The 26,200-nt window shown below is 66.2% G+C and carries 25 protein-coding genes, 1 tRNA gene and 2 pseudogenes; 15 read left to right on the top strand and 13 right to left on the bottom strand.

The window, feature by feature from the left end; all coding sequences use genetic code 11:
- The first annotated feature begins 258 nt into the window (after positions 1–258).
- The 3 genes from MJD61_20745 to MJD61_20735 all read left to right on the top strand — a co-directional run bounded on the left by MJD61_20745 (position 259) and on the right by MJD61_20735 (position 1,894).
- Positions 259–855, top strand: coding sequence for a CoA pyrophosphatase (locus MJD61_20745; protein ID MCG8557688.1), 597 nt, complete (start codon positions 259–261; stop codon positions 853–855).
- Between the two features lie 282 nt (positions 856–1,137).
- Positions 1,138–1,458, top strand: a complete 321-nt coding sequence (cyaY, locus tag MJD61_20740; protein ID MCG8557687.1) for an iron donor protein CyaY — start codon at positions 1,138–1,140, stop codon at positions 1,456–1,458.
- A gap of 76 nt (positions 1,459–1,534) precedes the next feature.
- Entirely contained in the window at positions 1,535–1,894 is a 360-nt protein-coding gene (locus tag MJD61_20735; GenBank protein ID MCG8557686.1) for a hypothetical protein, read from the top strand.
- Here the strand turns inward: MJD61_20735 and MJD61_20730 are convergent, their stop codons facing one another.
- Complete coding sequence (locus tag MJD61_20730; GenBank protein MCG8557685.1) at positions 1,895–3,241, bottom strand: lysine 2,3-aminomutase; 1,347 nt, start codon at positions 3,239–3,241, stop codon at positions 1,895–1,897.
- A gap of 286 nt (positions 3,242–3,527) precedes the next feature.
- Here MJD61_20730 and MJD61_20725 point away from each other — a divergent pair, with 286 nt between their 5' ends.
- Together MJD61_20725 and MJD61_20720 are read left to right on the top strand one after the other, a co-directional pair.
- The gene (locus MJD61_20725) at positions 3,528–4,643 is read left to right on the top strand and encodes an NAD(P)/FAD-dependent oxidoreductase (protein MCG8557684.1); all 1,116 of its coding nucleotides are present in this window, start codon (positions 3,528–3,530) and stop codon (positions 4,641–4,643) included.
- Between the two features lie 141 nt (positions 4,644–4,784).
- Positions 4,785–5,582: a UbiA family prenyltransferase gene (locus MJD61_20720; GenBank protein ID MCG8557683.1), complete on the top strand. Its 798-nt coding sequence runs from the start codon at positions 4,785–4,787 to the stop codon at positions 5,580–5,582.
- A gap of 59 nt (positions 5,583–5,641) precedes the next feature.
- Here the strand turns inward: MJD61_20720 and MJD61_20715 are convergent, their stop codons facing one another.
- A complete protein-coding gene (locus tag MJD61_20715; protein MCG8557682.1) occupies positions 5,642–6,088 on the bottom strand; it encodes a nucleoside deaminase in 447 nt (148 codons plus the stop codon).
- Between the two features lie 356 nt (positions 6,089–6,444).
- Between MJD61_20715 and MJD61_20710 the strand changes: the two genes are divergently transcribed.
- Both MJD61_20710 and MJD61_20705 read left to right on the top strand, forming a co-directional pair.
- Positions 6,445–6,518, top strand: a tRNA-Arg gene (locus tag MJD61_20710).
- 192 nt (positions 6,519–6,710) lie between these two features.
- The gene (locus tag MJD61_20705) at positions 6,711–8,699 is read left to right on the top strand and encodes a hypothetical protein (GenBank protein ID MCG8557681.1); all 1,989 of its coding nucleotides are present in this window, start codon (positions 6,711–6,713) and stop codon (positions 8,697–8,699) included.
- Between the two features lie 26 nt (positions 8,700–8,725).
- Here the strand turns inward: MJD61_20705 and MJD61_20700 are convergent, their stop codons facing one another.
- The 3 genes from MJD61_20700 to MJD61_20690 form a co-directional block, all read right to left on the bottom strand.
- Positions 8,726–9,139, bottom strand: coding sequence for an HIT family protein (locus tag MJD61_20700; GenBank protein MCG8557680.1), 414 nt, complete (start codon positions 9,137–9,139; stop codon positions 8,726–8,728).
- A gap of 138 nt (positions 9,140–9,277) precedes the next feature.
- On the bottom strand, positions 9,278–9,703 hold the full coding sequence (locus tag MJD61_20695) for a hypothetical protein (GenBank protein ID MCG8557679.1): 426 nt from the start codon (positions 9,701–9,703) through the stop codon (positions 9,278–9,280).
- Between the two features lie 26 nt (positions 9,704–9,729).
- On the bottom strand, positions 9,730–10,926 hold the full coding sequence (locus tag MJD61_20690) for a DHH family phosphoesterase (protein MCG8557678.1): 1,197 nt from the start codon (positions 10,924–10,926) through the stop codon (positions 9,730–9,732).
- Positions 10,927–11,117: 191 nt separating this feature from the next.
- Here MJD61_20690 and MJD61_20685 point away from each other — a divergent pair, with 191 nt between their 5' ends.
- Entirely contained in the window at positions 11,118–11,963 is an 846-nt protein-coding gene (locus tag MJD61_20685; protein MCG8557677.1) for an endonuclease/exonuclease/phosphatase family protein, read from the top strand.
- 195 nt (positions 11,964–12,158) lie between these two features.
- Here MJD61_20685 and hemC read toward each other — a convergent pair whose 3' ends face one another.
- From hemC to MJD61_20665, 4 genes are read right to left on the bottom strand one after another with little or no spacing between them, the layout of a single operon-like run.
- Positions 12,159–13,136: a hydroxymethylbilane synthase gene (gene hemC / locus MJD61_20680; protein MCG8557676.1), complete on the bottom strand. Its 978-nt coding sequence runs from the start codon at positions 13,134–13,136 to the stop codon at positions 12,159–12,161.
- Positions 13,133–14,503, bottom strand: a complete 1,371-nt coding sequence (hemA, locus tag MJD61_20675; protein MCG8557675.1) for a glutamyl-tRNA reductase — start codon at positions 14,501–14,503, stop codon at positions 13,133–13,135. Before hemA ends, hemC begins: the two co-directional genes overlap by 4 nt.
- A 1-nt stretch (position 14,504) precedes the next feature.
- Positions 14,505–15,308 (bottom strand): cytochrome c biogenesis protein CcsA, encoded by an 804-nt coding sequence (gene ccsA, locus MJD61_20670; GenBank protein ID MCG8557674.1) that lies wholly within the window; start codon positions 15,306–15,308, stop codon positions 14,505–14,507.
- Between the two features lie 22 nt (positions 15,309–15,330).
- Positions 15,331–15,753 carry a hypothetical protein gene (locus MJD61_20665; GenBank protein MCG8557673.1) on the bottom strand — a complete coding sequence of 141 codons (423 nt, stop codon included), beginning with the start codon at positions 15,751–15,753 and terminating at the stop codon, positions 15,331–15,333.
- Positions 15,754–15,859: 106 nt separating this feature from the next.
- Here MJD61_20665 and trxA point away from each other — a divergent pair, with 106 nt between their 5' ends.
- Positions 15,860–16,210, top strand: coding sequence for a thioredoxin (gene trxA, locus MJD61_20660; GenBank protein MCG8557672.1), 351 nt, complete (start codon positions 15,860–15,862; stop codon positions 16,208–16,210).
- A 2-nt stretch (positions 16,211–16,212) separates the two neighbouring features.
- Here the strand turns inward: trxA and MJD61_20655 are convergent, their stop codons facing one another.
- Positions 16,213–17,637 carry an FAD-binding oxidoreductase gene (locus tag MJD61_20655; protein ID MCG8557671.1) on the bottom strand — a complete coding sequence of 475 codons (1,425 nt, stop codon included), beginning with the start codon at positions 17,635–17,637 and terminating at the stop codon, positions 16,213–16,215.
- A 40-nt stretch (positions 17,638–17,677) separates the two neighbouring features.
- The gene (locus MJD61_20650; protein MCG8557670.1) at positions 17,678–18,958 is read right to left on the bottom strand and encodes a hypothetical protein; all 1,281 of its coding nucleotides are present in this window, start codon (positions 18,956–18,958) and stop codon (positions 17,678–17,680) included.
- 88 nt (positions 18,959–19,046) lie between these two features.
- On the opposite strand from MJD61_20650, the pseudogene MJD61_20645 reads away from it, so the two are divergent.
- Positions 19,047–19,157: pseudogene (locus MJD61_20645) on the top strand (carbon monoxide dehydrogenase).
- 307 nt (positions 19,158–19,464) lie between these two features.
- On the opposite strand, the gene MJD61_20640 reads toward MJD61_20645, so the two are convergent.
- The gene (locus tag MJD61_20640) at positions 19,465–20,148 is read right to left on the bottom strand and encodes a 4'-phosphopantetheinyl transferase superfamily protein (GenBank protein ID MCG8557669.1); all 684 of its coding nucleotides are present in this window, start codon (positions 20,146–20,148) and stop codon (positions 19,465–19,467) included.
- A gap of 323 nt (positions 20,149–20,471) precedes the next feature.
- Here MJD61_20640 and MJD61_20635 point away from each other — a divergent pair, with 323 nt between their 5' ends.
- From MJD61_20635 to MJD61_20615, 5 genes and pseudogenes are all read left to right on the top strand, one after another.
- Entirely contained in the window at positions 20,472–21,923 is a 1,452-nt protein-coding gene (locus tag MJD61_20635) for a glycosyltransferase 87 family protein (GenBank protein ID MCG8557668.1), read from the top strand.
- Positions 21,924–22,088: 165 nt separating this feature from the next.
- A complete protein-coding gene (locus tag MJD61_20630) occupies positions 22,089–23,363 on the top strand; it encodes a tetratricopeptide repeat protein (GenBank protein ID MCG8557667.1) in 1,275 nt (424 codons plus the stop codon).
- 129 nt (positions 23,364–23,492) lie between these two features.
- Positions 23,493–23,801 (top strand): annotated as a pseudogene (gene rplU / locus MJD61_20625) (50S ribosomal protein L21).
- Between the two features lie 81 nt (positions 23,802–23,882).
- A complete protein-coding gene (gene rpmA / locus MJD61_20620; GenBank protein MCG8557666.1) occupies positions 23,883–24,167 on the top strand; it encodes a 50S ribosomal protein L27 in 285 nt (94 codons plus the stop codon).
- Positions 24,168–24,270: 103 nt separating this feature from the next.
- Positions 24,271–25,758, top strand: a complete 1,488-nt coding sequence (locus MJD61_20615) for an HAD-IG family 5'-nucleotidase (GenBank protein ID MCG8557665.1) — start codon at positions 24,271–24,273, stop codon at positions 25,756–25,758.
- Between the two features lie 36 nt (positions 25,759–25,794).
- Here MJD61_20615 and MJD61_20610 read toward each other — a convergent pair.
- Positions 25,795–26,200 (bottom strand): hypothetical protein (locus MJD61_20610; GenBank protein ID MCG8557664.1); only part of this gene is annotated, 406 nt, incomplete at its 5' end.

Raw genomic sequence — 26,200 nt, 5'->3', positions numbered from 1 at the left:
CAGCTTGCAACGAACACGCGACAATTCTGCACAAGGTTGAAAACACGTAGCCGGAAACCCGCTCACCGTGTAAGAGACCCAAGCACTCACCTAAGCACGCCGGGCCGCAAGACGAGCGCTACGGCCCGATTTCCCAGGCCCGATTTCCCGGACCCGATTTCCCAGGCCTGATTTCCCAGGCCCGATTTCCCAGGCCCGATTCCCAAGGTTGCTCGGCAGCATAGCACGCGTCGAGTTTCACGGACACCTCCCGAGCCGATGCCGGTTGCCCTGGATTTGGCGAGCATTCGACGGCGCCTGGCATCACGCAAAGCCGTGCCGGCACGCCCGGCGACGGCGCAGCGAGCTGCCGTCGCGGCCGTCCTGCGGAGCGGAGCGAGCGACGCCGAGGTGCTCCTCATCCGAAGGGCCGAAGTGAGCGGCGATCCGTGGTCGGGGCACATGGCCTTTCCCGGCGGTCGCGCCGAACCCGAGGACGCAAGCCTGATTGCGACCGCGACTCGTGAGACCCGCGAGGAGGTGGGGCTCGCTCTGAACCGTCATGCTGAGCTGTTGGGTTGGCTCGACGAGCTGCCCGCCGTGGCCGGAGGCAGGCGCACCGGTATGCTCATCACACCGTATGTCTTTGCGCTCGATGGACAGCCCAACCTCCAGCTGGGGCCCGAAGTGGCCGAGATCGTCTGGGCGCCGCTCGGACCGCTGGCGGGCGGGCAAGCCGACACCACGAGGTCGTACCGGGCTGGGGGACGCAGCGTCAGCCTGCCGGCGTTCGCCGTGCAGGATCACGTGGTGTGGGGGCTGACCTACCGCATGCTGCAGAGCCTGCTCAAGCTGCTTCAGGCAACAGTGCCGTGAGTCATCCGTGCGCTTGCCACGCCGCCTGCCCAGTCCTAGGTAGCGTAAAGGGCCCGCGGAAGAACAACTCGTGTGTTTCGGCGAGGACTGGGCGCCGCTGGCGAGGCGCGACGACGAGGAGTATTGGGGATGCTTCGAGGAGGAGCAACATAGCTAGCGGTGGTCAGAACCGGCGAAATGGATGAGCTACTCTTCCGCGGGCCCTGAGCCAGGCGACGGAGCCGGCTGTTGGAGCGGACACTGCGGTGGGCAGCCGCGCACGCGGCGAAGGACAGGGTCACGATGGACGAGCAGGCGTACCTGCATCTGGCGGACGCGACGTTCGGGCGGCTGATGGACGCGTTGAGCGACGTCGATCCAGAGGTTGTGGATTGCGAGCGCGCCGGCGATGTGGTCACCCTTACCTTTGCTGACGGGCGGCGCTCGGTACTCAACACCCAGCGCCCTACCCGGCAGCTGTGGTTGGCCGGTGGCGAGTCGGCCTGGCATTTCTCGTACCAGAGCACAACGGGCCGCTGGATCGACGACAAGGGGCGCGGAGAGCTGTTCGCGATCCTGGGCAGGCTTGTTCGCGATGCCAGCGGCCTCGAGCTCGACCTTTAGGGCTCGTGGGCCCCTGGCCTGAAAACGTGCGTTTTGCGGCCGGCCCGCCCTGAGGGGTCGGTTTGCGTGTGCGTGGATGTGTGATATCGCATCCAACGTGCGCGGATGGGCCCTGTTACTCTCGGTCATGGCGCTTGTGCTGGTGGCTTCGGCGGCCGGCAGCCGGCGCGCGCCCGCTCGTAGTGGGGGATTCGCTCTCGGTGCCGGCTGCGACACGGACAGCCAATGCGGCTCGGATCTCGGTTGCCTCGAGCTAGCCCCGAACCTTGACAGGCAGTGCGCCGCGCGCTGCAGCTCGACCGAAGCCTGCCAGCTGCGTTTCGGCGAACGAAGCCAATGCGTGGCTACCGACGTCTGTGTAGTGCGCTGCGATTCGAACGGCGACTGTCCGCGACTGACCGTGTGCAACGCATACCGCTGGTGCGAACGCGAGTAGCTACTCGCCGCCTGCCGACGACACCAGCCGCAAGCCCGAGCGTGGCATCTCTTCCGCGCCGGGCTCGAAAAAGAACCGCCTCTCACCGAATGCGGGACGCAGATCATCGAGCCAGGTGGCCCGTTCGTCGTAGCGAGCAAAGAACATCTGCCCGACCCGGCTCGGGTCGCGGGCCTGAAGGAACCTGAGCGCGAGCACCTTTTCGCCGTGCACTTGCGTGACTGCATCGAGCACGACTTTGCCAGGAGCCGCGGACATCGAAGGACCCCGCACCGTGCGTGCCAGGCCCGACACGCTGCGATAGGCTCGGTTGAAGATGGAGAGGGCTCGAACCAGCGGTACTTCGAAGTACGCCCGGGGACCGGTATCACGTTCGACAAACATGTAGTAGGGAACGGCCCCGCTGCGTACTTGAAGGCGCCACATGGAGGCCCAGATCGCCGGGTCATCGTTGACGTGGCGCACGATAGGTGCTTGGCAGCGTATCACGGCGCCGGTTCCGCGGATGCGACGCAGCGCTTCCTGAGCGAGGCGCGGCTCCAGCTCCCTCGGGTGGCTGAAATGCGCCATCAACGCGAGGTGGCGCCCGGCGCGGCCGACCTGCTCGAACAAAGCGAGCAGCTCGTCGCTGTCCGGATCGGTGACGAAGCGCTGAGGCCAGTAGGCAGGTGCCTTGGTACCGATGCGGATACTCTCGACGTGCTCGAGGCTCGGGTCGAGCAGGGGCTCCAGGTAGCGCCGCAGCCCGCCCGCACGCATGATCAACGGGTCACCCCCGGTCAGCAGCACGCTCGTCACCTCGCGGTGCTTGCGCAGGTAGCGCACCAGATCGTCAACCTCCTTGGTGGCGAAACGCAGCTCCTCGATCCCCACAAACTGCGCCCAGCGGAAACAATAGGTGCAGTATGCGTGGCACGTTTGGCCGCTGCTGGGGAAGAACAGCACGGTCTCCCGGTACTTGTGCTGCATTCCGCGCAGCCTCTCCCCGTCGAGCTTCGGTACATTCAGCGACAACTGGCCGCCTGGGTGCGGGTTGAGGCGCCGCTGAACCCGACGGGCATGGACATCGAGCTCCGCCCGCGGAGCCCCGCGACGAACCAGGTCCAGCATCAAGGCGAGATCGGTGGCGCTGAGCATTCCAGGCTGGGGGAAGGTAAGTTGAAAGACGGGATCGTCGGGGACCCGCTCCCAATCGATGAGCTCATCGAGCACGTACTGGTTGACTCTGAAGGGCAGCACACACGATACTGCCAGGATCGCCTCGAGGTGTTCGGGGGCCAGGCACTGCAGCTGGGGTATCTTGGGGATGTCTTTGCGTGTGAGCACGCGGTATCTGCGTGATTGCATCAGACCAAACACCATCGGCCCGCCCGCGGCCCAGAGCTCGCCGCGCGGGGAAAGCAGCGCCCCGAGGCCGCCCGGCCGCTTGGAATGCTGCGGAATCCGAGCCGCCTCAGCGGAGAACTGACGCCACGCACTATACACGGCTCGGCGCCCACGCCAAGCAGCAGAAGCCCAACCCGCCATGCACAATATTTGCATCTCTGGATATTTGCATAGCTGGCTGGGATCCTCCGACCCGCACCGGTCACCGGCCTCGAGGCGCCCCATCGATGGGCAACCGTGGGCGTGAATGAGCGACGCGGAGGTAGTGGTGGTCGGTGCGGGCGTAGTGGGCATGGCATGCGCCGCCCGCCTGGCCGCGGCTGGTCGCTCCGTGGTGACCTTGGAGCGGCACGCCGGGCCGGGGAGCGAGACTTCGAGCCGTAACAGCGGGGTGATCCACGCCGGCCTGTACTACCCGCCGGGTTCGCTCAAGGCCCGCACCTGCGTCGAAGGGCGGAAGCTGCTCTACGAGCGCGCACAGCGGCTTGGCATCGCACACCGGCGCATCGGCAAGCTGGTGCTGGCCACGTGCGCGATGGAGCAACAGGTTCTGAACCGGATCTGCGCCAGAGGTATCGAAAACGGCGCTGGGGCGCTCCGGGTAATCGATACGGCCGAGATCGCCCGGCTGGAGCCCCGCGTGCGCGCGCTAGCGGCCTTGTGGTCGCCCGAAACCGGCATCGTGGACGCCCACGCGCTGGTGGACAGCTACCGTCGTGAGGCGCAAGACCACGGGGGACAGCTTGCACTGAGAACGCACGTCGTCGGGCTGGCGCGTTGTTCGGGATCCTGGCGAGTGCGCACGCGCTCGTCGAACGGGGACGTGTTCACCCTCGACGCCGATTTCGTGGTCAATGCCGCCGGCCTGGACGCGGATCGGGTCGCCTCGCTTGCGGGCATCGACGTCGCAATGGCCGGCTACCGGCAGCACCCGTGCAAGGGTGACTATTTTGCCGTCCGGATGCCCGGCGGCAGCGTGCGTCATCTGATCTACCCGGTGCCGGGTCGACACAGCCTGGGGATCCACCTGACGCTCGACCTCCAGGGCCGCTTGCGTGCCGGGCCTGACGTGCACTACGTGGCGGACATCGGCTACGACGTCGACCCGAGCAAGGCGGCTGCATTCGGCGACGCGCTGCGCCGCTACCTGCCCTCGGTTCGTGACGAGGACTTGAGCCCGGACTACGCCGGGATCCGACCCAAGCTGCAGGGGCCGGAGGATGCGGCGCGCGATTTCGTGCTCGAAGAGGCGAGCGGCCACGGCGCCCCGAGGCTGATCAACCTGGTTGGCATCGAGTCCCCGGGTCTCACTGCTGCCGAGGCGCTTGCCGCGCGCGTCGAGGCCCTGGTACGTGGCCATTAGGGGCCCTAGCCCGCGACGGCAATTGCCGCGTCCTGCGCCTTGGCATATACCGGGCCTTGCCATGCGAACGGCTTCGCCTTGATCCGGGGTTACCTTCGGCTAGCCCGCCCCAAGCACTGGGTAAAAAACCTCTTCGTTTTCATGCCGGTTCCCTTTGCTGTTGCAAGCGGCGCCGCATTGGATCCGAGGGCCTTCGCGCTGGGTCTGCTCGGCTTCTGCCTGACGAACTCCTCGGTATATGCGTTCAACGACGCGCGCGATGCCGAGCGCGACCGCATGCACCCGAAGAAGCGTGAACGTCCAGTAGCCGCCGGGGTGGTTTCGGTGCCCGGAGCCTACCTGCTGAGCCTGTCGCTCTTGGTCGCCGGCCTCGCCCTGGCGCTGGCTTCCGGAACCTGGGGAGCGCCCGTGCTGGTGGGTGTGTACGTCACGGTCAACCTGTTCTATAGCCTGGGCGCCAAGCACGTCGCTCTGCTCGACGTGTTCCTGCTGTCTTCCGGTTTCGTGCTGCGCGTCCTGCTCGGATGTGCCTTGCTGCAGGTGCGCGCATCCAACTGGCTCCTCCTATGCTCCTATGCGCTCGCGCTGTTCCTGGCGCTCGCCAAGCGGCGCGGCGACTTGGTCAAGGGTGTGGGGGGCGAACATCGTCCGGCGTTGGCGGGCTACAACACGAGCTTCCTCGATCACGCCATGGGCATCACCGCAGGCATGAGCATCATTGCCTACGCCCTTTACTGCCTTGAAGGCGTGGTGCTGATTCAGGGACGCGAGTTTGCTTCGCTGCCCTTCGTCGTGTTCGGCGTGCTCGAGTACCTGCGTGTGGCGCACGTACGCGGTGAGGGCGCGGCACCCACGGACCTATTGCTCTCCTCGCCGACGATTCTGATCAGCGGGCTGGGCTGGGCTGCCGCCATACTGTGGAGCGTACGTGGACCTTGAGGAGTCCCTGCTCTACTAGTACCGCTTGGCAAGCGGTGCTAGTGCTCGTACGAGGCGAGCTATTCTTGCACGGGCCCTTGGCGTAGCCGCGCGAAGAACGAGCTCAGCAGATCGGCGCATGACGTGGCGAGCACACCGCCGACCACGTCGAGGCGGTGGTTGAGGCGGGCGTCAGAGCCCAACCTGTACAGGCTCCGCAGCGCGCCGGCTTTGGGGTCGTCGCAGCCGTAGACCACGCGGGCGACACGGCTGTTGATCAGAGCCCCAGCGCACATGGGGCAAGGCTCGAGCGTAACGTAGACGCAAGCGCCGCACAGTCGCCAGCTGCCCGTGCGCACAGCGGCAGCCCGCAGCGCCACGATCTCGGCGTGGGCCGTCGGGTCTTGAGCGCGTTCGCGAAGATTGTGCGCGCAGGCCAGGACTTCGCCTCGCCGCGCGATCACGCAACCCACCGGGACGTCGCCCCCGAGCATGGCGAGCTCCGCTTGGCGGATGGCACAGCGCATCAGGCGCTCGTCCTCGGTCTGCTCGCCTGGATCCAATAACCCGCTCGCAACGTGTTTAGGGCCCGCGGGAGAATACCTCATCCATTTCGCCGGTTCCGACCACCGCTGGCTATGCTGCTCCTCCTCGAAGTATCCCCAATACTCCTCGTCGTCGCGCCTCGCCAGCGGCGCCGGTCCTCGCCCTGACGCGCGAGCTGTTCTTCCGCGGGCCCTTGGGACCCGTCCTTGCATGATCGACTCAAGCAATACGTCACCGATCCATCACGGACCAGCAGCATCCACCTTCATGGCGGACGCGCTGCTCCCCGGGCCCGTTGACACGCAATCCCCGGTCGCTAAGATGCCGCGGTTCGATTGCGGCCGTAGCTCAGCTGGATAGAGCGTCGGTCTACGGAACCGAAAGTCGGAGGTTCGAATCCTCCCGGCCGCGCCGTATGCCGTCCGCACGGCAATCCAGCTGCCGGCACGCTCTTTCGGGGCTTCGGGTCGGTTCAACAACGCCGGCTCAACAACAAGGCGGCGGCCGCGCGTGCGCAACAAGCCATCTTGAGCAAGTGCAGGTTTCGATCGCTGGTCGTAGCGCAAGTTTCGTCTCTGGTAAGGGCTACCGGTTCGGGCTACCATGCAGCTCCGTTCCGTCCTTAAGGGTGAGATGATGCGCGCTCAGACTGGCTTTTTCTCAGGTTTTCTGGCGGTTGTTTGTACGAACGGGTTGGCGGCCGGCTGCACTGTCGAGCCGGTCACGCCGAGCGCAGGCGGCCGCGCCGGCGTGCGCGGCCTTGGCGGCCAGGGTGGTGTGCCCGGGTTTGCCGGCGCTAGCGGTTTGGGCGGGCTCGGGGGCATTCCTGGCCTCGGGGGCATCTCGGGCCCGGGCGGCACGCCCGGTCTCGGGGGCGTTCCTGGCCCGGGCGGCACGCCCGGCCTCGGGGGCGTTCCCGGCCTGGGCGGTATTCCCGGCCTCGGAGGCGGTATCGCCCCTGGACCCACCGGCTGCCCGAGCGGCACGCACCAGTGTTTCGGCCTGTGCGTGTCGCTCGCCAACGACATCGCCAACTGCGGAGCCTGCGGGTTGATCTGCAAACCAGGAACCGTGTGCATTGGAGGCGCCTGCACGTGCGCGGCGCTGCCTGGCGGTCCAATCCGGGACTGCCCGAACGCGTGCACCGACACGACGCTGGATCCGCTCAACTGCGGTGGCTGCGGTCGCGAGTGCGGCTTTGGCGCGGTCTGCGTCAACGGTCGGTGCCAGTGCGGCCCCGGCACCAGGATGTGCAGGCAGGGCAACGATACCCATTGCATCATGGGCAACATGCAGAACGACGTGAACAACTGCGGTATGTGCGGCAACCGCTGCCCGCTGGGGGCCAACTGCGTCGGTGGCACGTGCGAGTGCGGGCCGGGCCAGATGGCCTGCGATCTAGCCTGCGTGGATACGACCAACAATCCCTTGCACTGCGGGGGCTGCAACCAGGCGTGCCCACCCGGCGCAAGGTGCAACAACGGGGTGTGTCGCTGCTTCATGGGCACCAACCGCTGCGGCGGAACCCAGCAGGGCGGCGGTGCCTGCGTCAACCTGCAGATCGACGCGAATCACTGCGGCATGTGCGGCAACACCTGCGCCGGCGACCGCGTGTGTGTCAACGGTCAATGCCGCTGCCCCCCGGGCACGATGCCTTGCGGGCAGCCGGCCAACGGCAACTGCGTGCTGGGCAATATGCAGACCGATCCGAACAACTGCGGCCGCTGCGGGCGTCACTGTGCCCTGGGTGCGAGTTGCTTCGCCGGGCAATGCCAATGTCTGCCTGGCCAGCAGGTCTGTGCCCGACGGGCCGCCATGGGTGGCGAGCCGGCGCTGCCTGGCGAATGCGCCAACACCTTGATCAGCACCGAGCACTGCGGCCCCAACTGCCGCCCCTGCGTGCCCGGCGCGCTCTGCCAGAACGGACAGTGTACCTGTCCGCCCGGGCTCACCGAGTGCCATCCGGACGGCTGCATGGACCTGAATACGAGCCCGCAGGACTGCGGTCGCTGCGGCAACACATGTACAGGAGGCCAGCAGTGCCTCAACGGACAGTGCCAGTGTCCGCCGGGGCGCGTGCCGTGCGGCAGGATGGGCCCCCAGCAGGGCTGTCGCCTGATGATGAGCAACGCGTTCAACAACGATCCGCTCAACTGTGGCGCTTGTGGCAACATGTGTCCGATCAACGCCCAGTGCCGCCAAGGCATGTGCCAGTGTCCACCCGGTCTCTTAGACTGCGGCAACCGTTGCGCGCTTCCAGGGCACTGCCCGGTGTACGAGCAGTGCGATCGGAACTTTGGCGGAATGGCGGCCACGATCTGTCAGGCGAACCGCCAGGGCAATCCACTCTGCGGCCAGGGCGAGGAGTGTTGCATAGCTCGGCGCAACGGTGGCGGCGCGTGGTGCGCGGCCTTCTGCGAGGGTCCTGGCGAGTGCCCGTCACCACCGCCCGGCTCTACCGCCAAGGCCATGTGCTCGATCCAACAGGGTCGCTGTTACCTGAGCTGCGATTCCCCCACCGCAATCTGTCCCGTGGGCATGGAGTGCGTGACCAGCAACCTATTCGGTCACCGCATCTGCGCCTGGAACTAAGGGCCCTAAGGACCCTAAGGCAGCTTTCAGCTGAGCGACGACGTGATCTTGCCGGTCAACGACTGCGCGGCTTCGGGCTCCAATTTGCCCGCCCTCCAGCCGATGCCAAGGCCGGTGCCGTCGGGGAAGCGAGGGATGATGTGGAAGTGAACATGCATCACCTCCTGGTGTGCAATCGTTCCGTTGTTTTGCAGCACGTTGAAAGCTCGCGCCCCAGTGGCGGCCAGCAGGGCACGTGACAGCCGGGGCAGCACCCGGCCGATGGCTGCGGCGGATTCGTCGGAAAGCTGGTCCAGGGTTTGCGCTTCCTGCTTCGGGATCACGAGCGTGTGCCCCGGCGACAGGGGAGCGATGTCGAGAAAGCCAAGCACATGCTCGTCCTCGTACAGCTTGTAGCAGGGCAAGTCGCCCGCGATGATTCTGGAGAAGACCGTGCCCATGGCTGCCAACCTCCGTTGCGGTCTGTGACCATAACACCCGGCGTTGTGTTCCTTCAAACGGCCGTGTTCCTCCGAACAGCCGTGTTCCTCCGAACAGCCGTGTTCTACCGAACGGCTGCTCTTTCGTGACGGAGGGTACTACTCGGATGGGACCGATGGTGGGGGGGGCGGCAAGGCTTGCTCGAGCAGCCAGGCCTCCGTCGAGATGAACTCGACTTCGCTGCTGTCGCTGGCGAGCAGATCGGGGTGATCGGTGACCACGCGTGTTGCCCCCGCACTTTTGGCCGCAGCGCTGAGGGCCGGTTCCCACGCCTCCGCGGGGTGCTCGGTGGGGTCCTCGATCACTTCGAGGTAGCCAACGATCAGCTTCATCTGTGCGGCGACCGCCTCGTCCCGGAATTCGGGCAGGGCACGAAGCATCGCCTCCACGCGCTCGAGCAGCCAGCCCGTGGCGTGTACCTTGACCGTGGCGCGGCTCAAGGCGCGCTGTACGACGCGATCCGGGGCGCTGCCCGGCGCCACGGAGGCATTCACGAATACGTCGGGACCGAGGACCAACTGCACGCGCGACCCATTACACCAGGACTGGACTATGCCTGCTCCCGACTCTCACCGATCTTCTCGAAGAACAGGTCTTCGATGACCTGTTGGGCCGTGCCCCACAACAGGTTCTTGTCCGAGCACTTGCCGAAGATCCCCAATGGGATCTGGAAACCACCCTTGTCCCTGCGCCCGCCACCGTAGTAGCGACCGGCCTTGTCCGCACCGAACATGTCCTTCAGCCATTGGTCCGGATCGACCGTGTTGCTCGTCGTGCGCATGGAACCATCGACTGTACAGCCGCCCACGATGCCATAGACAAGCGCTGTATCCACGCCTTCGCGTCGCAGCAGGTAGTCGGCGGCTTCCCCGATGCCGTCGCGGTCCTCTTCGCGCACGTAGCCCACGCCCGCAATCATGTAGGTCCCCTTGATGATCTTGCGATCGAGCGCAACGTGCAGGATGTCCATGCTCTTGGACGAGATCGACTGCTGCGAGATCGTCATCAGCAGCTCGCGATCCACGTGCGGTGCGAGAAAAGCCGAGGCCTTGAAATCGATGGGACGAGCCCCAAGAAAATCGTCGGTGTCTGCTCGGATGCCGTGCATGAGTGCGGTCGCCAGTTTTGCGCTTTCCTGCGAGCCGGCTTCCAGTGTAGTGGAACCGTCAGCAAAGTACTCGCAGTAGATTGCACATGTTGAACCCGCATCCTCCCGGATGTCCACAAACTGACCGGAGATGGGACCCAAACGTCGATGATGATCCACCATGCTCACCAGCGAGGTGCCTTCGGGCAAGCTCACGGGTAGTTCGGGTGATTGGGTGTCCACCAGGCAGAAGCCCGCGTAGCGACTGAGGTCGGTATCCGTCTTCCACTGCACCATGTCGATATCCAGCTGCTTGACGAGCGCTTTGTTTTCGTGGTGCGAGAGGTCTTCGAAGTGGATGATGTCGGCGTCCACAGCGAAGTGCTGGCAGATATGGCGCTGAGCGAGCGCGCTGCCAATGCTGTCGGGATCCGGATAACCCTTGATGAAGATCGCCAGCGCCTTGCCCTCGTACCGGCGCAGCACCGTCTCCAGTTTTCGCACGGGTCGCTCTGCGTCCGCCGTGAGCTTGGCAGCCTCCGTTGCGGCCGACTGGGTGGCGGCAGGTCGGCCGTTGCTGCTCGCCTTGTCGGGATCCGAACGAGCCTTTTTTCGGCGTGCTTGTTGGCCAGCCACCTGCGTAGACTTCGGAGTTTGCATATGACCAATTATACCATCGTGAGTCGCCGCCTGCGCAAGCGGCGGGTTTTGCGCGGCTTGCGCTCCCAGCAGCCAATTGTAGGCAAACGTGTCAGTTACAGCCAAGCAAGTATGTTCGAACAGAAACGACGACACCAGTCGAAAGATGAACCCAAGCTGGATTTCTGCGTTCGGGTGGGATAACCATCACCATGCCTATCAAAATCCTCACCCTCAATATCTGGCATGATGCGGGACCCTGGCCGGCACGGGTCTCGCTGATCCGGCACTGGCTCGAGCGCTTGGATCCGGATCTCATTGCGCTTCAGGAGGTCGTGCGTGGCGAAGGCTTCGACCAGCTCGCTCAGGTAGTGCAGGGGCGCTCCTACCATCTTGACTTCGTGAAGGCGATCCCGTTTTGGAAGGAGCCAGCACTCGCGTTTGGCAACGCGGTGGCGAGTCGTTGGCCCGTGCGTTCGCGCCACGAGCTGCGTCTACCGGACTGCACGGACTACCAGCTACGCGCAGCGCTCACAGTTGGAATCGAGGCACCCTGCGGTACGTTGTTCTTCACCTCGACACACCTCGACTGGGAGCACGATCGCGGCGACGTCCGCGAGCAGCAGGTCATGGCCCTGTACGACCATGTGGCCGGTCTTCAGGGGCGCTCCGGCTTTCCACCGATCATAGCTGGGGACATGAATGCGGAACCCGGCTCGGATGAGATCCGCTTCCTGACCGGTCTGCATTCCCTCGGAGGGCGGCGCGTCTATATGGTGGATGCCTGGCGTGCAGCGGGAGATGGCGGCCCAGGCTATACTTGGTCGAACCGAAACGCGTACGCTCGGGCCAACCTCGAGCTCGATCGCCGCATCGACTACATCTTCGCAGGTACGCCGCGTGACGATGGCCTCGGTCACGTTGAACGCTGTCAGGTCGTTTGCGACCAGGAACAGGCTGGCGTTTGGCCCAGCGATCATTTTGGCATCTACGCCGAGCTGCGCCTCGACCCACGGCCGCCGGGCACTCGTCCCGCCTGGCGCGCGTCCCAGCCCTAGTGTCCTGTATCCGAAATCCCGCACATAATTCGCCGGCCCTTGACACCGCTCACGCCATCGATCGCCGTTTGGCTATCTCCTGGAAATAGCGATGCACTGCATCGACATTGAACCGCAGTCTGCGTCGATTCGATGACCCGAGCGTCGCCAATTGCTCGCCGACTTATGTACGTAATCACGGATACAGGACACTAGCTAGGAGGGGCGGGAGCGTGGGTCGTCGCGTCGCGCAGCGAGGGTAAGTGCCTGCTCGATGAGTTGCTGGGCGCCCTGGGCGAGCAGCTCCTCGGCCAGTTGTTCGCCGAGCGCGCGAGCCTGCGCGCGTCCGTCCTCCATACCGAGAACGCGCTTGCCGTGCGTCGTCAGATACCGCTCGCCGTTGGTCGAGGCGACCAGCGCGCTCATCCGCAGGCAGCTTCCAGCCTCGAAGTGGGCGTAGCCAGCGAGCGGGACGTTACAGTCGCCCCCGGTACGTCTCAGAAACGCGCGCTCTGCGGTGATGGCGAGCCGCGAGGGTGCGTGCTCCAGGCACGACAGCAGCTCGAGCGTGGGCTTGTCGTCGCTTCTGGCTTCGAGCGCCAGAGCGCCCTGGCCAACGGCCGGGATGCAGACGGCGGGTGGCAGCGGCCACAGCGGCCGGTCGTGCAGGTTCAGCCTGTTCAGGCCGGCGTACGCCAGCACGATCGCAGCGTAGCGACCCTGCTCGAGCCGGTGCAGGCGGGTGTCGACATTGCCGCGTAGCAGGGCGTAGTCGAGATCGGGTCTGTGCCGGCGCAGCTGACAGATACGCCGCGCCGAGCTCGTGCCGATTCGCGCTTCAGCAGCGAAGTCGTCGAGTTCGGATCCGTGCGCGGAGACCAGCACGTCGCGCGCATCCTCGCGTTCGGGCACGGCCGCGATTTCGAGCCCCGGTGCGAGCTCGGCGGGCACATCCTTGAGCGAGTGAACGGCCAGATCGGCCTGACCGTCACGCACGGCAGCCTCGAGCTCGCTTACGAAAAGCCCCTTGCCTCCGAGCTGCGCAAGCGGGACGCTCGTGATGCGATCGCCCCGGGTCAGCATCGGCACCAACGCTACCTCGATGCCCGGATGGTGATTACCAAGCTGCCGGGCGACCCAGCGGCTCTGCGCGATCGCCAGAGCGCTCTGGCGTGTTGCAATGCGCAGCGTCATGTTTCCCCGTCCCGTCCAACGGCTTTGAGTATGGGAGCGGTCTCGTGGTAGGCTTCTGCGGGATCGCTCGCCTTGCGCCGTTCTGAAGCACGGGTGCCCGAGGCATGCTCTGGCAGCGGCAGATCGAAGAGCGTACGAGCCGCTTCGATAAGTGCGGCTTCTTCATTGCGCTGGGTACTGTGCTTCAGTCGCGTGATGGCGTGATGCAGCAGCTTCTTGGTCAAGGTATCGGCCATGCGGTAGAGCGACTCCCGATCGGTGTCGTTCAGGCTCGAGAGCTTCAGCGCGGTTCGTTCGATCTCGGCAGACAGCACACTGCGGAACCGTTCGCGCAACGCAACGATGGTGGGCGTCAGCTCGAGTGAGTGTCGCCATAGCTCGTAGCGCTGTACTTCGGCTTCGACGATGTCCTCGGCAGCCTGTACTTCGCCCTTTCGAGCTTGCAGGTTTTGCTCGGATACGCTCTTCAGATCGTCGATGTCGTAGAGGAAGACGTTCTGCAGCAGTCCGACTCGCGGTTCTATGTCCCTTGGCACGGCGATGTCGATCAGAAAGAGGGGGCGAAAGCGTCGAATGCGGGCGACCTCGGTCATCAGCTCGTGCGTGATCACGAAGCCCGCATGCGCAGTGGACGACAACACGACGTCCGCGTCGTGGAGCTCCGAAGTCAGCTCCGACAGAGGGCGCGCCGTGCCGCGGACCGTTTGTGCAAGCCGGTCTGCGCGCTCTTTGCTGCGGTTGAGGACGACCAGCGAGGCGCCCTGATTCGCAAGACTACGCGCGGCCGCCTCAGCCATCTCGCCCGCCCCGAGCAAGAGCGCCTTTCTGCTCGCGAGGTCGGCGAAGATCTGTCCCGCAAGCTCGGTCGCGATGGAGCTCACGCTGATGTGACCGCTTGCCAGAGCTGTTTCGGCGCGCACCCGCTTCGCCACCGCGAAGGCGTGGTCGAAGCAGCGCCCCAAGACTGTACCCAGCGTGCCCGCCCTGCGAGCACACTGCCGTGCCTCCTTGACTTGACCGAGGATCTGCGGTTCGCCCAGCACCATAGAGTCCAGTCCCGACGCGACCCTGAACAGGTGCCTGACAGCGTCGCGACCCTGGTAACAGTACGTGTGCTGCTCGAGTTCGGCGAACGGCGATCTCCGAGCGAAGTACTCATGGACGTGCGGGACAGCCTCGTTCACGTCGGCCGCTGCTGCGATGAGCTCGACGCGGTTGCACGTCGATAACAGCGCCGCTTCGGTCAACCTGACGCGTTCGACCACTTCCCCCAGTTGCTCGGCGCTCGCCGGCGCGGCGAGGCGTTCACGAACCTCGACCGGCGCCGTGTGATGAGACAGCCCAACCACCACGAGCTCGCTGGCCAAGCTATGACCCCCCCACGTCACGCAAGACATAACCTCCAAGGGCTGCCAGCGAGCACAGGAAGCCGAGCACCGTTCCGATCGCTGCCCGCCGCCCGCGCCATCCTGCGGCGGCTCTGGCGAGCAGCACGCTGCCGAAGAACAGCCAGGCTAGGATGGCGAGTCCCTGCCCGGCCGATAGCAAGCTTCCGGCAGTATTGAGGCGTGTGGCCCACACACTGCCGGTGACTACGCCCACGGTGAATAGCGTGAACCCGATGGTGACTAGTCGCAGCCCGAGGGAGTCCAGCACATCGAGCGGCGGCAGGGCATGCAGCAGCCTGCCGACGCGTTTGCGGCGCAGCAGCTCTTCCTGCAACACGTAGGCGATGGCCGCCGCGAAGGCCAGGGCGAACGCTGCCATTCCGAGCACGTTGACGCCGATGTGGACCGGCAGCAACAAAGAGCGCATTTGGGACGGGACATGGTGCGCTTGACCGGGAAGACCTGCCCCCAAGAACAGCAACAGGCTCAGCGGCGTGACGATGGCGCCGAGGACCGGCAGTCGGTGCTTGCGCATCGAGACGAGGTACGCGAGCGGAATCAACAGGGAAAGCCAAGCAAGCGCAAGCCGTATGCCCTCCAGCATCCCCTGACTGCTCAGCGCCGAAGTCACGACGAAGCCGGCATGTACCAGCAACGAAGCGGCGAGTGAGCAGGTTCCCCACCGTTCCAGACGGCGGCCGCCTCGTGCAAGGAAGCCTAGGTACGACGCGGTCGCCACGAGGTACAGGACTGCCGCGCAAAGAAACGCTAAGCTCGTGCCCATCGGGAAAGATCCACCGCTGCGATCAACTCACTTCAAAGAGTTGAGCAAGCTCATCATCGTCCGGGGCGTCCCCGCCATGCAGCTCGTCGTCCGGGACGTCCACGCCACGCACCTCGACCCCTCCGCCCGCAGCCTCGATCGGGTTGCGCACCAGTGTAGCCACGAAGCCCTCGACGACGCGGTAGGCGTCATCTTCGACGATGAGCGAATCCGCGCAGTGCTCTCCTCCGAGCTCGGCTATCTGCGCCAAGTCTTTGACTTTGCCGAGCAATTGGGGCTGATCGCCAGCGCCCCCGACGTCCTCCACGATGTAGATGGCGCTTTCGAGCAAAAAGCCGCGAGCGTGCGCGGGAACCGACATGATCGTCCCGTTCAACTCGATCTTCCCGTCGGACAACCAAGCGTCTACGGTCTGCTGGGGTAGGAATGCGCGGTTCGGACGCATGCGGTGCTCTAGCACTAGCACGCTGGGTCAGAGGCCGGTAGCCGAGGCCTTCGCCGATTGACAGCCACGGTTGCGATCCTTACTTTGCCCCCACAGGAGATACGAGATGGTTTCCGACAATGTGCTCGCAGCAGACAATGTGCTCGCAGTAAACGACGCCAACTTCCAACAGGAGGTGCTCGACGTCTCCACACCGGTCCTCGTAGATTTCACCGCGGGCTGGTGTCAACCGTGCAGGGTGGTAGCTCCCCTTGTTGCGCAGTTGGCAACAGAGTACGAGGGCCGCGTCAAGATAACCAAGCTCGACATCGACGAGAGCCCAACCACGGCGCAGCGATTTGGTGTCCGCGGGGTACCGACACTCATGGTGTTCAAGGACGGGCAGGTCGTGGACCAGCAGGTGGGCGCCGTGCCCAAGACAAGAATCGCGTCGATGCTCGACCGCTCCCTGAGCTAGTGCTAGTCCCGCCGGGCTGCGGCGACCCGCTTGGGGGCGGCTGCGACCAGACCCACGCGACGTCCCAGGTCCGACGTGAAGATGCCGGTTGGGTCGTATCTTGCCTTGGTTTCGAGCCAGCGATCGAGTTGCGGATACATGGCGCGGAAGGTCTCCGGTGCAAGGTAGGAGTCCTTGCCAAGGTAGATGCGTCCTCCGGCGTCCAGCACCATCCTGTCGAGCCGTTGCAGCAGCGACACGGTGTGGTCGCGAATCGGGAAATCGATGGCAAGCGTATAACCCTCGCGCGGGAAGGAAAGCGCTCCGGCGCTCTCTTTTCCGAGCCGCTTGAGCACGTTCAAGAAAGGCAGCTCGCCGGCCGACAGGATGGTGTCGAGCAGCGGACGTAAGACCGCCGGCCCGCCGCTGCACGGAACCACGAACTGGTATTGTGTGAAGCCGCGCCGCCCGTAACCCCGGTTCCAGTGCGCGAGCTTGTCGAGCGGAAACATGAAGCTCTCGTAGTGGCCGAACGTCGGCGCGCCCTTTTGCATGCGTTGGATGATGCCGTTTACCAGACGCATGCTCCAGGGATTCAGCGTCTGCTCTGGAAGCTCGAACGGCAGCGTGAGCTGCGGTGGCCCCGCGATGCGCAGCGCGTCCGCCGCGAGCCTGGAGGGCAGCTCGTCGAGGCCGGCGTGATCGCCCACCGTGAGCACCCCGCGACCCAAGCTGGAGCCGGTGGCAAAGACGTCGAGGGTGGCGACCGAGTAGGGGAAGACCCGATCGTACTCGTCGAGCGCGGCCAACATGGCCTCGAGGTTGCCGGCCGGGATCGATTTCTGACGAAAGTAGGTGGTCTCGATCCTGCGCAGCCGGATCGTCGCGCTCAGCACGATGCCGAGCAGCCCCATGCCGCCGAAGGTTGCCCAAAAAAGCTCTGCGTTGTGGCTTCGGCTCGCGTTCGCGATTTCTCCGCTCGCGAGCAGCACGCTCATGGAGTCCACCGAGCTGCTGAAGGAGCCCTGGGCGTGGTGGGCCTTGCCGTGGACGTCGTTGGCGATGCAGCCTCCGACGGTGACGAGTTTCGTGCCCGGGGTGATCATCGGAAACCACCCGCGCGGCGCGAAGTCCTCGATGATGCGGGCCAGGCTTGTGCCCGCCTCGCAGGTCAAACGACCGTCGTGCTCGTCGAAAGCCAGGTAGCGGTCGAGCCGGGTCATCCCCAGGACCTGGCCGCCCGCGTTGATCGCCGCGTCACCGTAGCTGCGACCAAGGCCGCGCGCGATCGTGCCCGATCGATCGAGCCGGGCGGCGACCTCCGCGGGCGTTTCGGGCTCGGTCAATCTGCAATCGGCGCGCACGTTGGCGCCCCAGCCGGAAAGACGCGTGAGCGAAGCGCTCCGCCGCCGGGCGCTCTCGCCCGGACGCTCGAACTCATCGGACATATGCGCAGCCAAAGCGAAAAGCCTGCGGGGGTCCGGCCTTCTAGGGTGCGGGGTTGCAGGGCAGGGTCGCGCCGCCTCCGAAGCCCGCGAAACCGCCCAGGCCAGCCACGCACGCGCCCGTGGCGTCGAAGCCTCCACAGATACCTTGCGGCGTGCAGCAGCCCACGGGACTTGTGCGGCCGCCCGGACACTGCGGGGAAATCAGCTTGCCATCGACACAGACGCGATTAGGCAGCTGTACCCCGCATTCGCCGGAAGCCGTGCAGCAGGGCGCAAACGGCAACATGGCGCCGGAGCTGACCGTGCACGTGGCCATGGCGCATCTGACCATGGCGTTGCCGTCGCAATCGCGTACGAGGGATTGCGATGCGCTGGGCGCGAGGCACATGTTGTTCGCTCCGTCCCATACCCCGCACAGGTTGTCGGCGGCGCAGCAACCCACGGCCTGCGCCTGGTCGGGGCAGTCCGGATCCAGGATCGCGGAAGCCACGCAGTGTCCGTTGAGGATCAATCCGCATTCACCGCCCGACGTACAACAGCGAGGTCTGCGACCGGCGTTCGGGTAGGGCCGCGGGCGAGTCGTCGATCCCCGCGCCTCTGGGCACAGCACGCCGGCACAGGCAAATGGCCGAAGGTTGCCCGTGCAATCCGTGGTGTAGGCAGACCCCACGTCCAGCAGGCACTTCGTTCCGCTGGACGATGGCCGGCCGCAGTAGCCTTCGGCGGTGCAGCAGCCTCCAGGACAGGCCGCATGGACGAGACCGGGTTGCATGCAGCCTGTGGGCGAGAACTCGGGGCCGGGGTAGCCGCCGAGGGAAGCTCCCAGCCGCACGCCGCAGCTTCCACCGGGCAGGCAGCACGGAGCCGCGCTCCCGGCGGGTGGCGCGCATTGGTTCGCTTCGCAGTAATGGGCTCCATCGCAGCGCTGTTCGACCACCGGCGTGCTGCTGCCCGGTGCGCCGCCGAAGCCAGGAAACCCTGGATAGCCGGGGTATACCGGATAGCCGGGGTAAGGACCCTGGGTGAGCGTCACGCACCTGCCGTCGCCCGGGAGGAAACCGCACGTGCCGTTGGACTTGCAGCAGCCTGGACCGGGGCCCGTGTGGGCGCACCGGGGCTCGACCCCGGATGCCTCTACGCAAGCGCCACGCTCGCCCCGCACGCCACAGGTCTCGTCCGCCAAGCAGCACGCCCCCAGCCCCTCTATGCCCGGGTCGGCACACATCTTGCCGCCGCAATCGTGCGGGCTTCCCCCCGGTGAAGCCGGGTAGCCCGCAAGACCGAGGCCGCCCCCAACGCCAAAGCCCGCAAAGCCAAGCACGCCGCTGAACCCCGGCCTGCCGCCGCCGATGGTGCCGCCACGACCCCCGAAACCTACGGAGCCGCCGGCGCCGCCACGACCACTTGCCGCCATGCCGCCGCCGTCCGGGTTCGGTCCGCCTGCGTCGGGAACAGCAGCGTCCGCGCCCCGCGCGCCGCCGCTTGCGGTGGAGGCGTCTCCCATCGCTCCCCCGCCACCGTCTTGAGCCCCGCCCATCCCGCCGGCTCCGCCGGAGTCGCCGCCGCCGCCATCCAGGGCCACGGCGCCATCCGGGCTTAGCGCTGGCGCCACGCTCGTATCGCCGCAGCCGGTGCCCAGCAGCGCTGTCACCACCGCAGCCACAGCAAGCTGCCTGCTCCCTCCACGTGCTTGCACGACACGCAACTCTCCCATCACGCCACCTCCAAGTCTGGACCGGTGCCCCAAGCTTGCCAACGTGCAGGGTCCCTGGCAAGTCGGGATCGAGACGCTGACCCAACCCCGGCTTGCGCTGTCCCACTTCCGGGTCAGCCGTGGGCACGCAGGGTCATGGCCGCGAAGACGAGGTCCGGATCATGCCACCACAAGCAGCCGCCAAAGCGCTTGCCACGCCGACCCAGGCGCGGCACATCCACCAGCAGCTCGACCTCGAACGCGTCGTGGCCGACGTGCACTTGGACATCGTGAAAGCCGACCCACGCCCCGGTCACGGGAAACTGCATCTTGTAAAACGCCTCGCGCGCGCAGAAAAGCGCGGTGGCCCTGGCGTCGCGCTCGGCGGTTCCCAGCTCGTCGAGGCACGCGATTTCGGCGTCAACAAGGACCTGTCGCCATAGCTTCGGCGTGAATCGGCCTCGCGCCTCCACATCGAGTCCGATGCCGGCGTATACGGAGTCGGGACCGACCGCGGCAGCGCAAAACGAGCGCGTATGGCTGATGCTGCCGACGCCGCCCCTGGGCCAGACGGGGGCCCGCTTGGGACCGATGGGCAGCGCGACGCCATGGATGCCCAGCAGCGCTAGCGCAGCGCGCGCGCAGTGGCGCCCCGCAGCGAACTCGCGCCTGCGAACCTGCGCCACCAAGCCCAGGCTGGATTCTTCCTCGGGCAGCAGCGCGCAAAGCGGCAGGGGCTTGCCGCGCAGCTGCACGCAGGCCACATCGGCAGGCACGATCGATCGCCAGGGCGGCATGCTGGGCAGGCTAGCCCGCATCGGACACCAGCTTCGAGCTCGAATGCTCGAGGGCTGGCAGACCGAGACTCGAACGGGGGCCTTGACCGGGCTTCGCGGGGGGACCCATCATCGGACTCCTTGCGCGACCGACGCCGCTCGGCAACGGCACGGCGGCGCAGGAGGTGCACCTCCATGTATTGCCTGACATGTATTGTGTGACATGCATTGTGTGACATGTATTGTCTGAACTACGGCGATCCGGACGAAACCGTTCAGGTGCAAACTCGAATCCGAGATCGCTGTTTCGTTCTGGTGCATGCCTGCCGGGGCGGCGGCTCATCTTTGTTGCGTGCAACGGCGGCGTGAGTTGGGGGCGGGCCGCCCTGTGGGGCAGCGTCGGCCTGACCTGTCTGTTGCTGTTGGCCCTGGCGCGGGGGGCTGGCTCGGGCGCCGCCCCCTCCACGCTCGCGCTGCTTCTGGCGCTGGCCTTCGTTCCCTACGCTTGGCTGGCTTCGAGTGCGGAGCTGGTCGCGCCTCGCGAGGCCCTCGGCCTCGGGTTTGCCGCCGCAGCGATCGCGGGGACGGCCCTCGTGCTCGCCCCGGTGTCGCTTTCGGACGACGTGTACCGCTACCTGTGGGACGCGCGGGTGACCCTCAGCGGGCACAACCCCTATGCCCACGCGCCGGTCGACCCGGTGCTCGCGGCGCTGCGCAACGCCGACTGGCAGCGCATCAACCACCCCGAGGTGCCAACGGTCTATCCCCCCCTGGCAGAGGCGTTTTTCGTCCTTTGCGCAGCGCTCTGGCAAGACGTGCGCATCTTCAAGCTGATGGCGCTGGTGCTGCACCTGCTGAGCGCCATGCTGGTCTTTGCGGCGGCCACCGAACGCGCGACGCGTGCCGCGCTGCTGTGTGGCCTCAACCCGCTGGCGCTGACCGAATCGGCCCTGGGGGGTCACGTCGACACGGCCGTGGCGTTGACCCTGGTCGCGTTTGTCCTTGCGCTCGGGTCCGGTCGGCCAGGCTCCAGTGCACTGCTCCTGGGCATCGCGAGCGGGCTGAAGCTCGTGGGGCTCGCGCTCGTGCCTCTGCTGGCGCGGGCGGGCGGGCGGGCGTGGCTCCTCGCGCTCGGCTTGTCGCTCGTGGCCTTCGCGCCCTTCGCGATGGAAGGGCACGCCGGCACATCCTCCGGCCTCGGGCACTACGCGCAGCGCTGGCGAGGAAACGAAGCCGCTTTCGCGTTGCTGGATCGCCTGACCCGTGGCCTGGTCGACGCGGCTGCCGATGCTCGCCGCTCGCCGCCCGGGCAAATCGAGCTGCGCGAGCTTCGTACGCTGCTGGCGCGCCTGCGCTCCAGCGCGCTCGATCCCCATGCAGTGCTGGTCGGGGAAAAGAAGCAGCTTGGCGACGTTGCGCTGCTGCCACGGCATTATGTGGCGGGGTTGCTGGCGCGCCTGCTCGCGCTCGCGCTGCTGCTCGGCTACGCCATGTGGGCCGCCCGTTGTGGCTGCGACGCGGTGCTGGCCACCCGCAACCTCGTGCTCGTGGTGCTCCTGCTGTCGCCTCAGGTGCATCCCTGGTACCTGGTGTGGTTGATCCCGCTCGAGGTCATGGCTCGGCGAACCGCCGGGCTGGTCTGGTCGGCGACCGCCGCACTGGCTTATGCCCCCCTGGATGGCTGGGTCCTCGCCCACCGTTGGACCGAGCCGGCCATGTTGAAGACACTGGAATATGCGCCCGTGCTCGCCGTGATGGCCTTCGAGTCGCAGTGGCTGCGGCGGTACCTCACCGGCAGGCCCTTGCCGCTGAGGTAGGAAAAGTAGGCATATGCGCGTTGACCGGCCTGCGCTGACGATCTACCCTGCCATATCAGCCCTGGCGGGGCTGACCAGCATCAACAGCCTGTCAGGCTTTGGCCGGGATAGCGGTTCGCGCCCCTGTGGAGTGCCATGGCGGAACTTTCCAAGCATGGAATCGGCGTGAGTGACTCAAACCAGGAAAACGACAAGACGGTGGTCATGTCGGCCGCCGAGATCCTAGGCGCTCAGGCGGATGTCGCCAAGCAGACGGCCAAGCAGGCCGAGGGGAACGGCGCCGATCTATTGTCGCTTGAGCGTGGGGTTGATGCCAAGCAGGCGAAAAGCGGCACGTCCGGCGATCCTCCCCTACCGCCGCCTCCGCGGGTTCCGTCGACTCCGGCGGCGCGGCCTGGCGTGTCGCGCTGGCAAGAGGGTGAAGAGGGCGAGGAGGAGCACACGACGCTTTACCGCCGGGATGAGGTCTTTGAGCGCCCGGGCGGCCTGCCGCGGCCCGCCGCGGGTCGTCCTGCGACGTCACCTGGGATGCCCGCGGCGGCGCGTGCCAAACCGGCGGCCACGCCGGCCGCCAAGGCGGTGCCTTCGCCCACCGTAACGGTCTCGCGCGACGCGTTCAAGCCGGACGGCCAACTCAAGCGCTGGGTGGTTCCGGTGGGGGGCGGCGCGATCGTACTGGCCGCAGCCATCGCCATTTTCGCTGCAGGTGGAGAAGAGGAGACCGCGCCCGCGACGCCGGCCGCGGCCGTTAGTGAGCCCGAGGTCGTGGAAGAGGAAACGCCGGCCGCAACCCCCATTGCACGCAGCGGCTCGGACGAGCACGGCGCCGGCGAGCACGGCGCCGGCGAGCCCATCGCTGCCGGCACGCACGACCCGGAACAGTCTGCCCCGGCGGCTCGTACCGAGCGCCGTTCCGCTCGTTCCGAGCGGGCCGCTTCGAGGGCCAGGTCCAGCTCGCGTAGCAGCCGTCGTCGCAGTGCCTCCGCGCGTCCGAGCCGGGAGGAGCGACGGCGAGAGCGTCGCGCCAGTCGCCGTGAGGCGTCACGGACCCCCGAGCCCAAAGCCGCTGCCCCCCGCCGCCCGACTGCACAGGAGGAGGTCGCCAAGTGGAAGAGCGAGGGCCTGGCGCACTACAAGGCTGCACGCTACCAGGAGGCGGCCGATGCCTACCGCCGGGCGGTAAGGCGAAGCCCGTCCGACCCAGGAGCGCACGGCGGGCTGGGCGCTTCGAAGCTGGCCCTGGGGGACGCGCGTGGCGCCATCAAGGCATACCAGCAGGCCATACGCCTCAGCCCCAGCTCGGGCTTTTATGCGGCGCTCGGGCGCGCGTACTACATTCTTGGTGATCGCGGTAAGGCGACCAACGCGTACCGCAAGGCCCTGCAGGCCGATCCCGAGAATTCCAGAGCGCGGGCGGCGCTGGATCGTCTGGAGCGCTAGTACCGCATCGGCCGGCGACTTCGCGCTGCACGGCCCGGCGCTTGCTGCGTCGTGGTGTTCGGTTTCTGCTTGCTAGGCGAGGCGTTGTTCGTACACTGCGTGCCCCACGGTGACGACGGGATTCGAGCGATGGCGACCAAGTACGCTGTGATCAAGTCGGGGGGCAAGCAGTACCGGGTGTGCGAAGGCGACCGCATACGCGTGGAGAAGCTGCCGGTACAGGTAGGCGGCGCCGTGGACTTCGACGAGGTGCTCATGCTGGGGGGTGCGCGCACCTGTGTCGGCACCCCGAGCGTGCCCGGCGCTAGCGTCGCAACCGAGGTCGTGGCTCAGGATCGCGCTCGCAAGATCGTGGTCTACAAGCTGAAGCGGCGTAAGAACTACCGGCGCAAGGCGGGTCACCGGCAGCCCTACACGGAGCTCAGGGTGACAGCAATTCGGGACTCGGCCGCGGTTCGGGATGCTGCGGTTCGGGATGCTGCGGTTGGGGATCCGGCGCGAAAGTCAGCGGAGTAAGCGATGGCCCACAAGAAGGGACAGGGCGCGACACGAAACGGCCGAGACTCCAACGCGCAGTACCGCGGCGTCAAGGTCTATTCCGGTGAGCGAGTGACCGCCGGCAGCATCCTGGTGCGGCAGGTCGGCTCCACCGTGCACGCCGGTTTCAACGTGGGCACCGGCAAGGACTACACCCTGTGGGCTCGTGTGGATGGCATCGTACGCTTCGAACGCAGGGGCAGGCGCGGCAAGAGGGTGAGCGTGGAACCCTTGGAGGCCGGGCCCCAAGGCGTCGGTTCAGGATAAGCAACCGGTCACCGTGGGTGCTCGCTTCGACCACGGCTTACCGCCACCAAGCTCGCGCAGCGAGCACTAGCCGGAAACGGTAGTTTCAGGCTAGGTGGTTGGCATGACGGGATCGCCGCCCGCGCAGCTGCTGCTGCCGCTTCCAGACACCGCCCTGGCCGCGCAGGTTCCCGATCTGCCCCCGCGTGTGCAGCGCATCTACTGCAACCGCAACCTGCGCATGCAGCAGATTCAGCTGATCGGGTTCGACATGGACTATACCCTGGCGATCTACAACCAGCGAGCCATGGACCGCCTGAGCATCGAGGCGACCGCGAGCAAGCTGGTCGCCCGGGGCTACCCGCGGGCCCTGCTTACCATGAAATACCAGCCGAACTTCCCCATCCGGGGGCTTTTGGTGGACCGAAAGCTCGGCAATATCCTGAAGACCGACCGCTACCGTTACGTGAAGCGAGCCTTTCACGGCACGCGCCAGCTCGACAAGGAGGCGCGTAGCCGCTGCTACAAGGGCCGCCCCGTGCGTCCAGGAATCAAGCGCTACCACTCCATCGACACGTTGTTCGCCCTCAGCGAGGTTACCGTGTTCGCGGCCGTGGTCGATGCGCTCGATCTCGACGGCGCGAAGCTGGACTACGCGAGGCTCTTTGACGACGTGCGCGCGTGCATCGACGAGGCACATCGGGACGGCAGTATCAAGGACCGCATCGTCCAAGATCTGCCGCGCTTCCTGATTGCCGATCCCGAGCTCCCCCGCATGCTGCACCGGCTTCGTAGCGCCGGCAAGCGCACGTTCCTGCTGACCAACTCCGATGCCTGCTACACCGAAGCGGTCATGCGATTCCTGCTTGGTGAGGGGCGTGCGGACTACCCCAGCTGGTCGAGCTACTTCGACATCGTGGTGACCTCCGCCGCCAAGCCGGCGTTCTTCACGGAGCGAAACCCCCTCCGGCAAATCGGCATGCCGCGCAAGGCCGAGGTAAGCGAGCTCGTGCGTGGCTGCATTTACGAGGGCGGCGGCATCGTCGAGTTCGAGCGGCTTGCTGGCATGGGGGGGGATCGCGTCCTGTACGTGGGCGATCATATCTACGGTGACGTGCTGCGCGCGAAAAAGGGCAGCGCCTGGCGCACGCTCATGATCATCCAGGAAATGGACGACGAGCTTGAAGCGGTGGAACGCTGCGCGCGGGACGTCTCCCGTATGGACTCCATCGAGACGCGTCGCTATGCGCTGCTGGACGCCATGCGCGAACGCCAAGGCGTGTCCAAGGCACTGCAGCGCCGGTTGGACGCGGCGCCCGACGAACGACGCGCAGAGCTTGACGCCGCGCGCCTGCGCCTGCGGCGCAGCCTCGAGCGCCTTCGCGCGCAGACACGTGCCCACGAACAGGAGTACAGCGACCTCGCGGAGCGCGTGGAACGCGCTTTTCACCCGTTTTGGGGCTCGGTCTTCAAAGCAGGCTCGGAGCTTTCGAGCTTCGGCGAGCAGGTAGAAAGCTACGCTTGCCTGTACACCGCTCGAGTCACCAATCTTGCGCGCTACTGGCCCGAGCATTACTTCCAGGGCCCGCGCCATCGCATGGCGCACGAGTGACCAGCCCCGCGGCTCGAGCCGTGCGGGCGCCCCGAATCAACAGGGTCCCTGGCGCTCGCAGCCGTTTAAGGGATTGCGGTCGCAGTCGTTCCAACCCGAGTTGCAGCTGGTGATGGTGCAGATGCCGCTGACGCAGCGTTCGTTGGCGCGCGGCAGCTGACAAACGGCTCCGCAAAAGCCGCAGTTTTGCTCTGACGTGAGCAGGTTGGTTTCGCAGCTGCCGACGAAGTCGCAGTTCGCTCTGCCCGGCTGGCACTGACCTTGACCGCCGATGTGGGGGCAGGGGAAGGTCGACTCGCAGCCGTTGAACGGGTTGCCGTCGCAGTTGAAGCGGCCGCTCGAGCAGTTGGTGAGGGTGCAGACGCCGCTGATGCAATCCTCGCTCGCATTGGGGAACTGGCACACGCTGCCGCAGAAGCCGCAGTGCTGCTCGGAGGTGTGC

The organism is Pseudomonadota bacterium (genome assembly GCA_022361155.1).
In the GTDB taxonomy this organism is placed as follows: domain Bacteria; phylum Myxococcota_A; class Polyangia; order Polyangiales; family JAKSBK01; genus JAKSBK01.
Note: the sequence above shows the minus strand (reverse complement) of the source record. Positions and strands in the feature narration are given on the sequence as shown.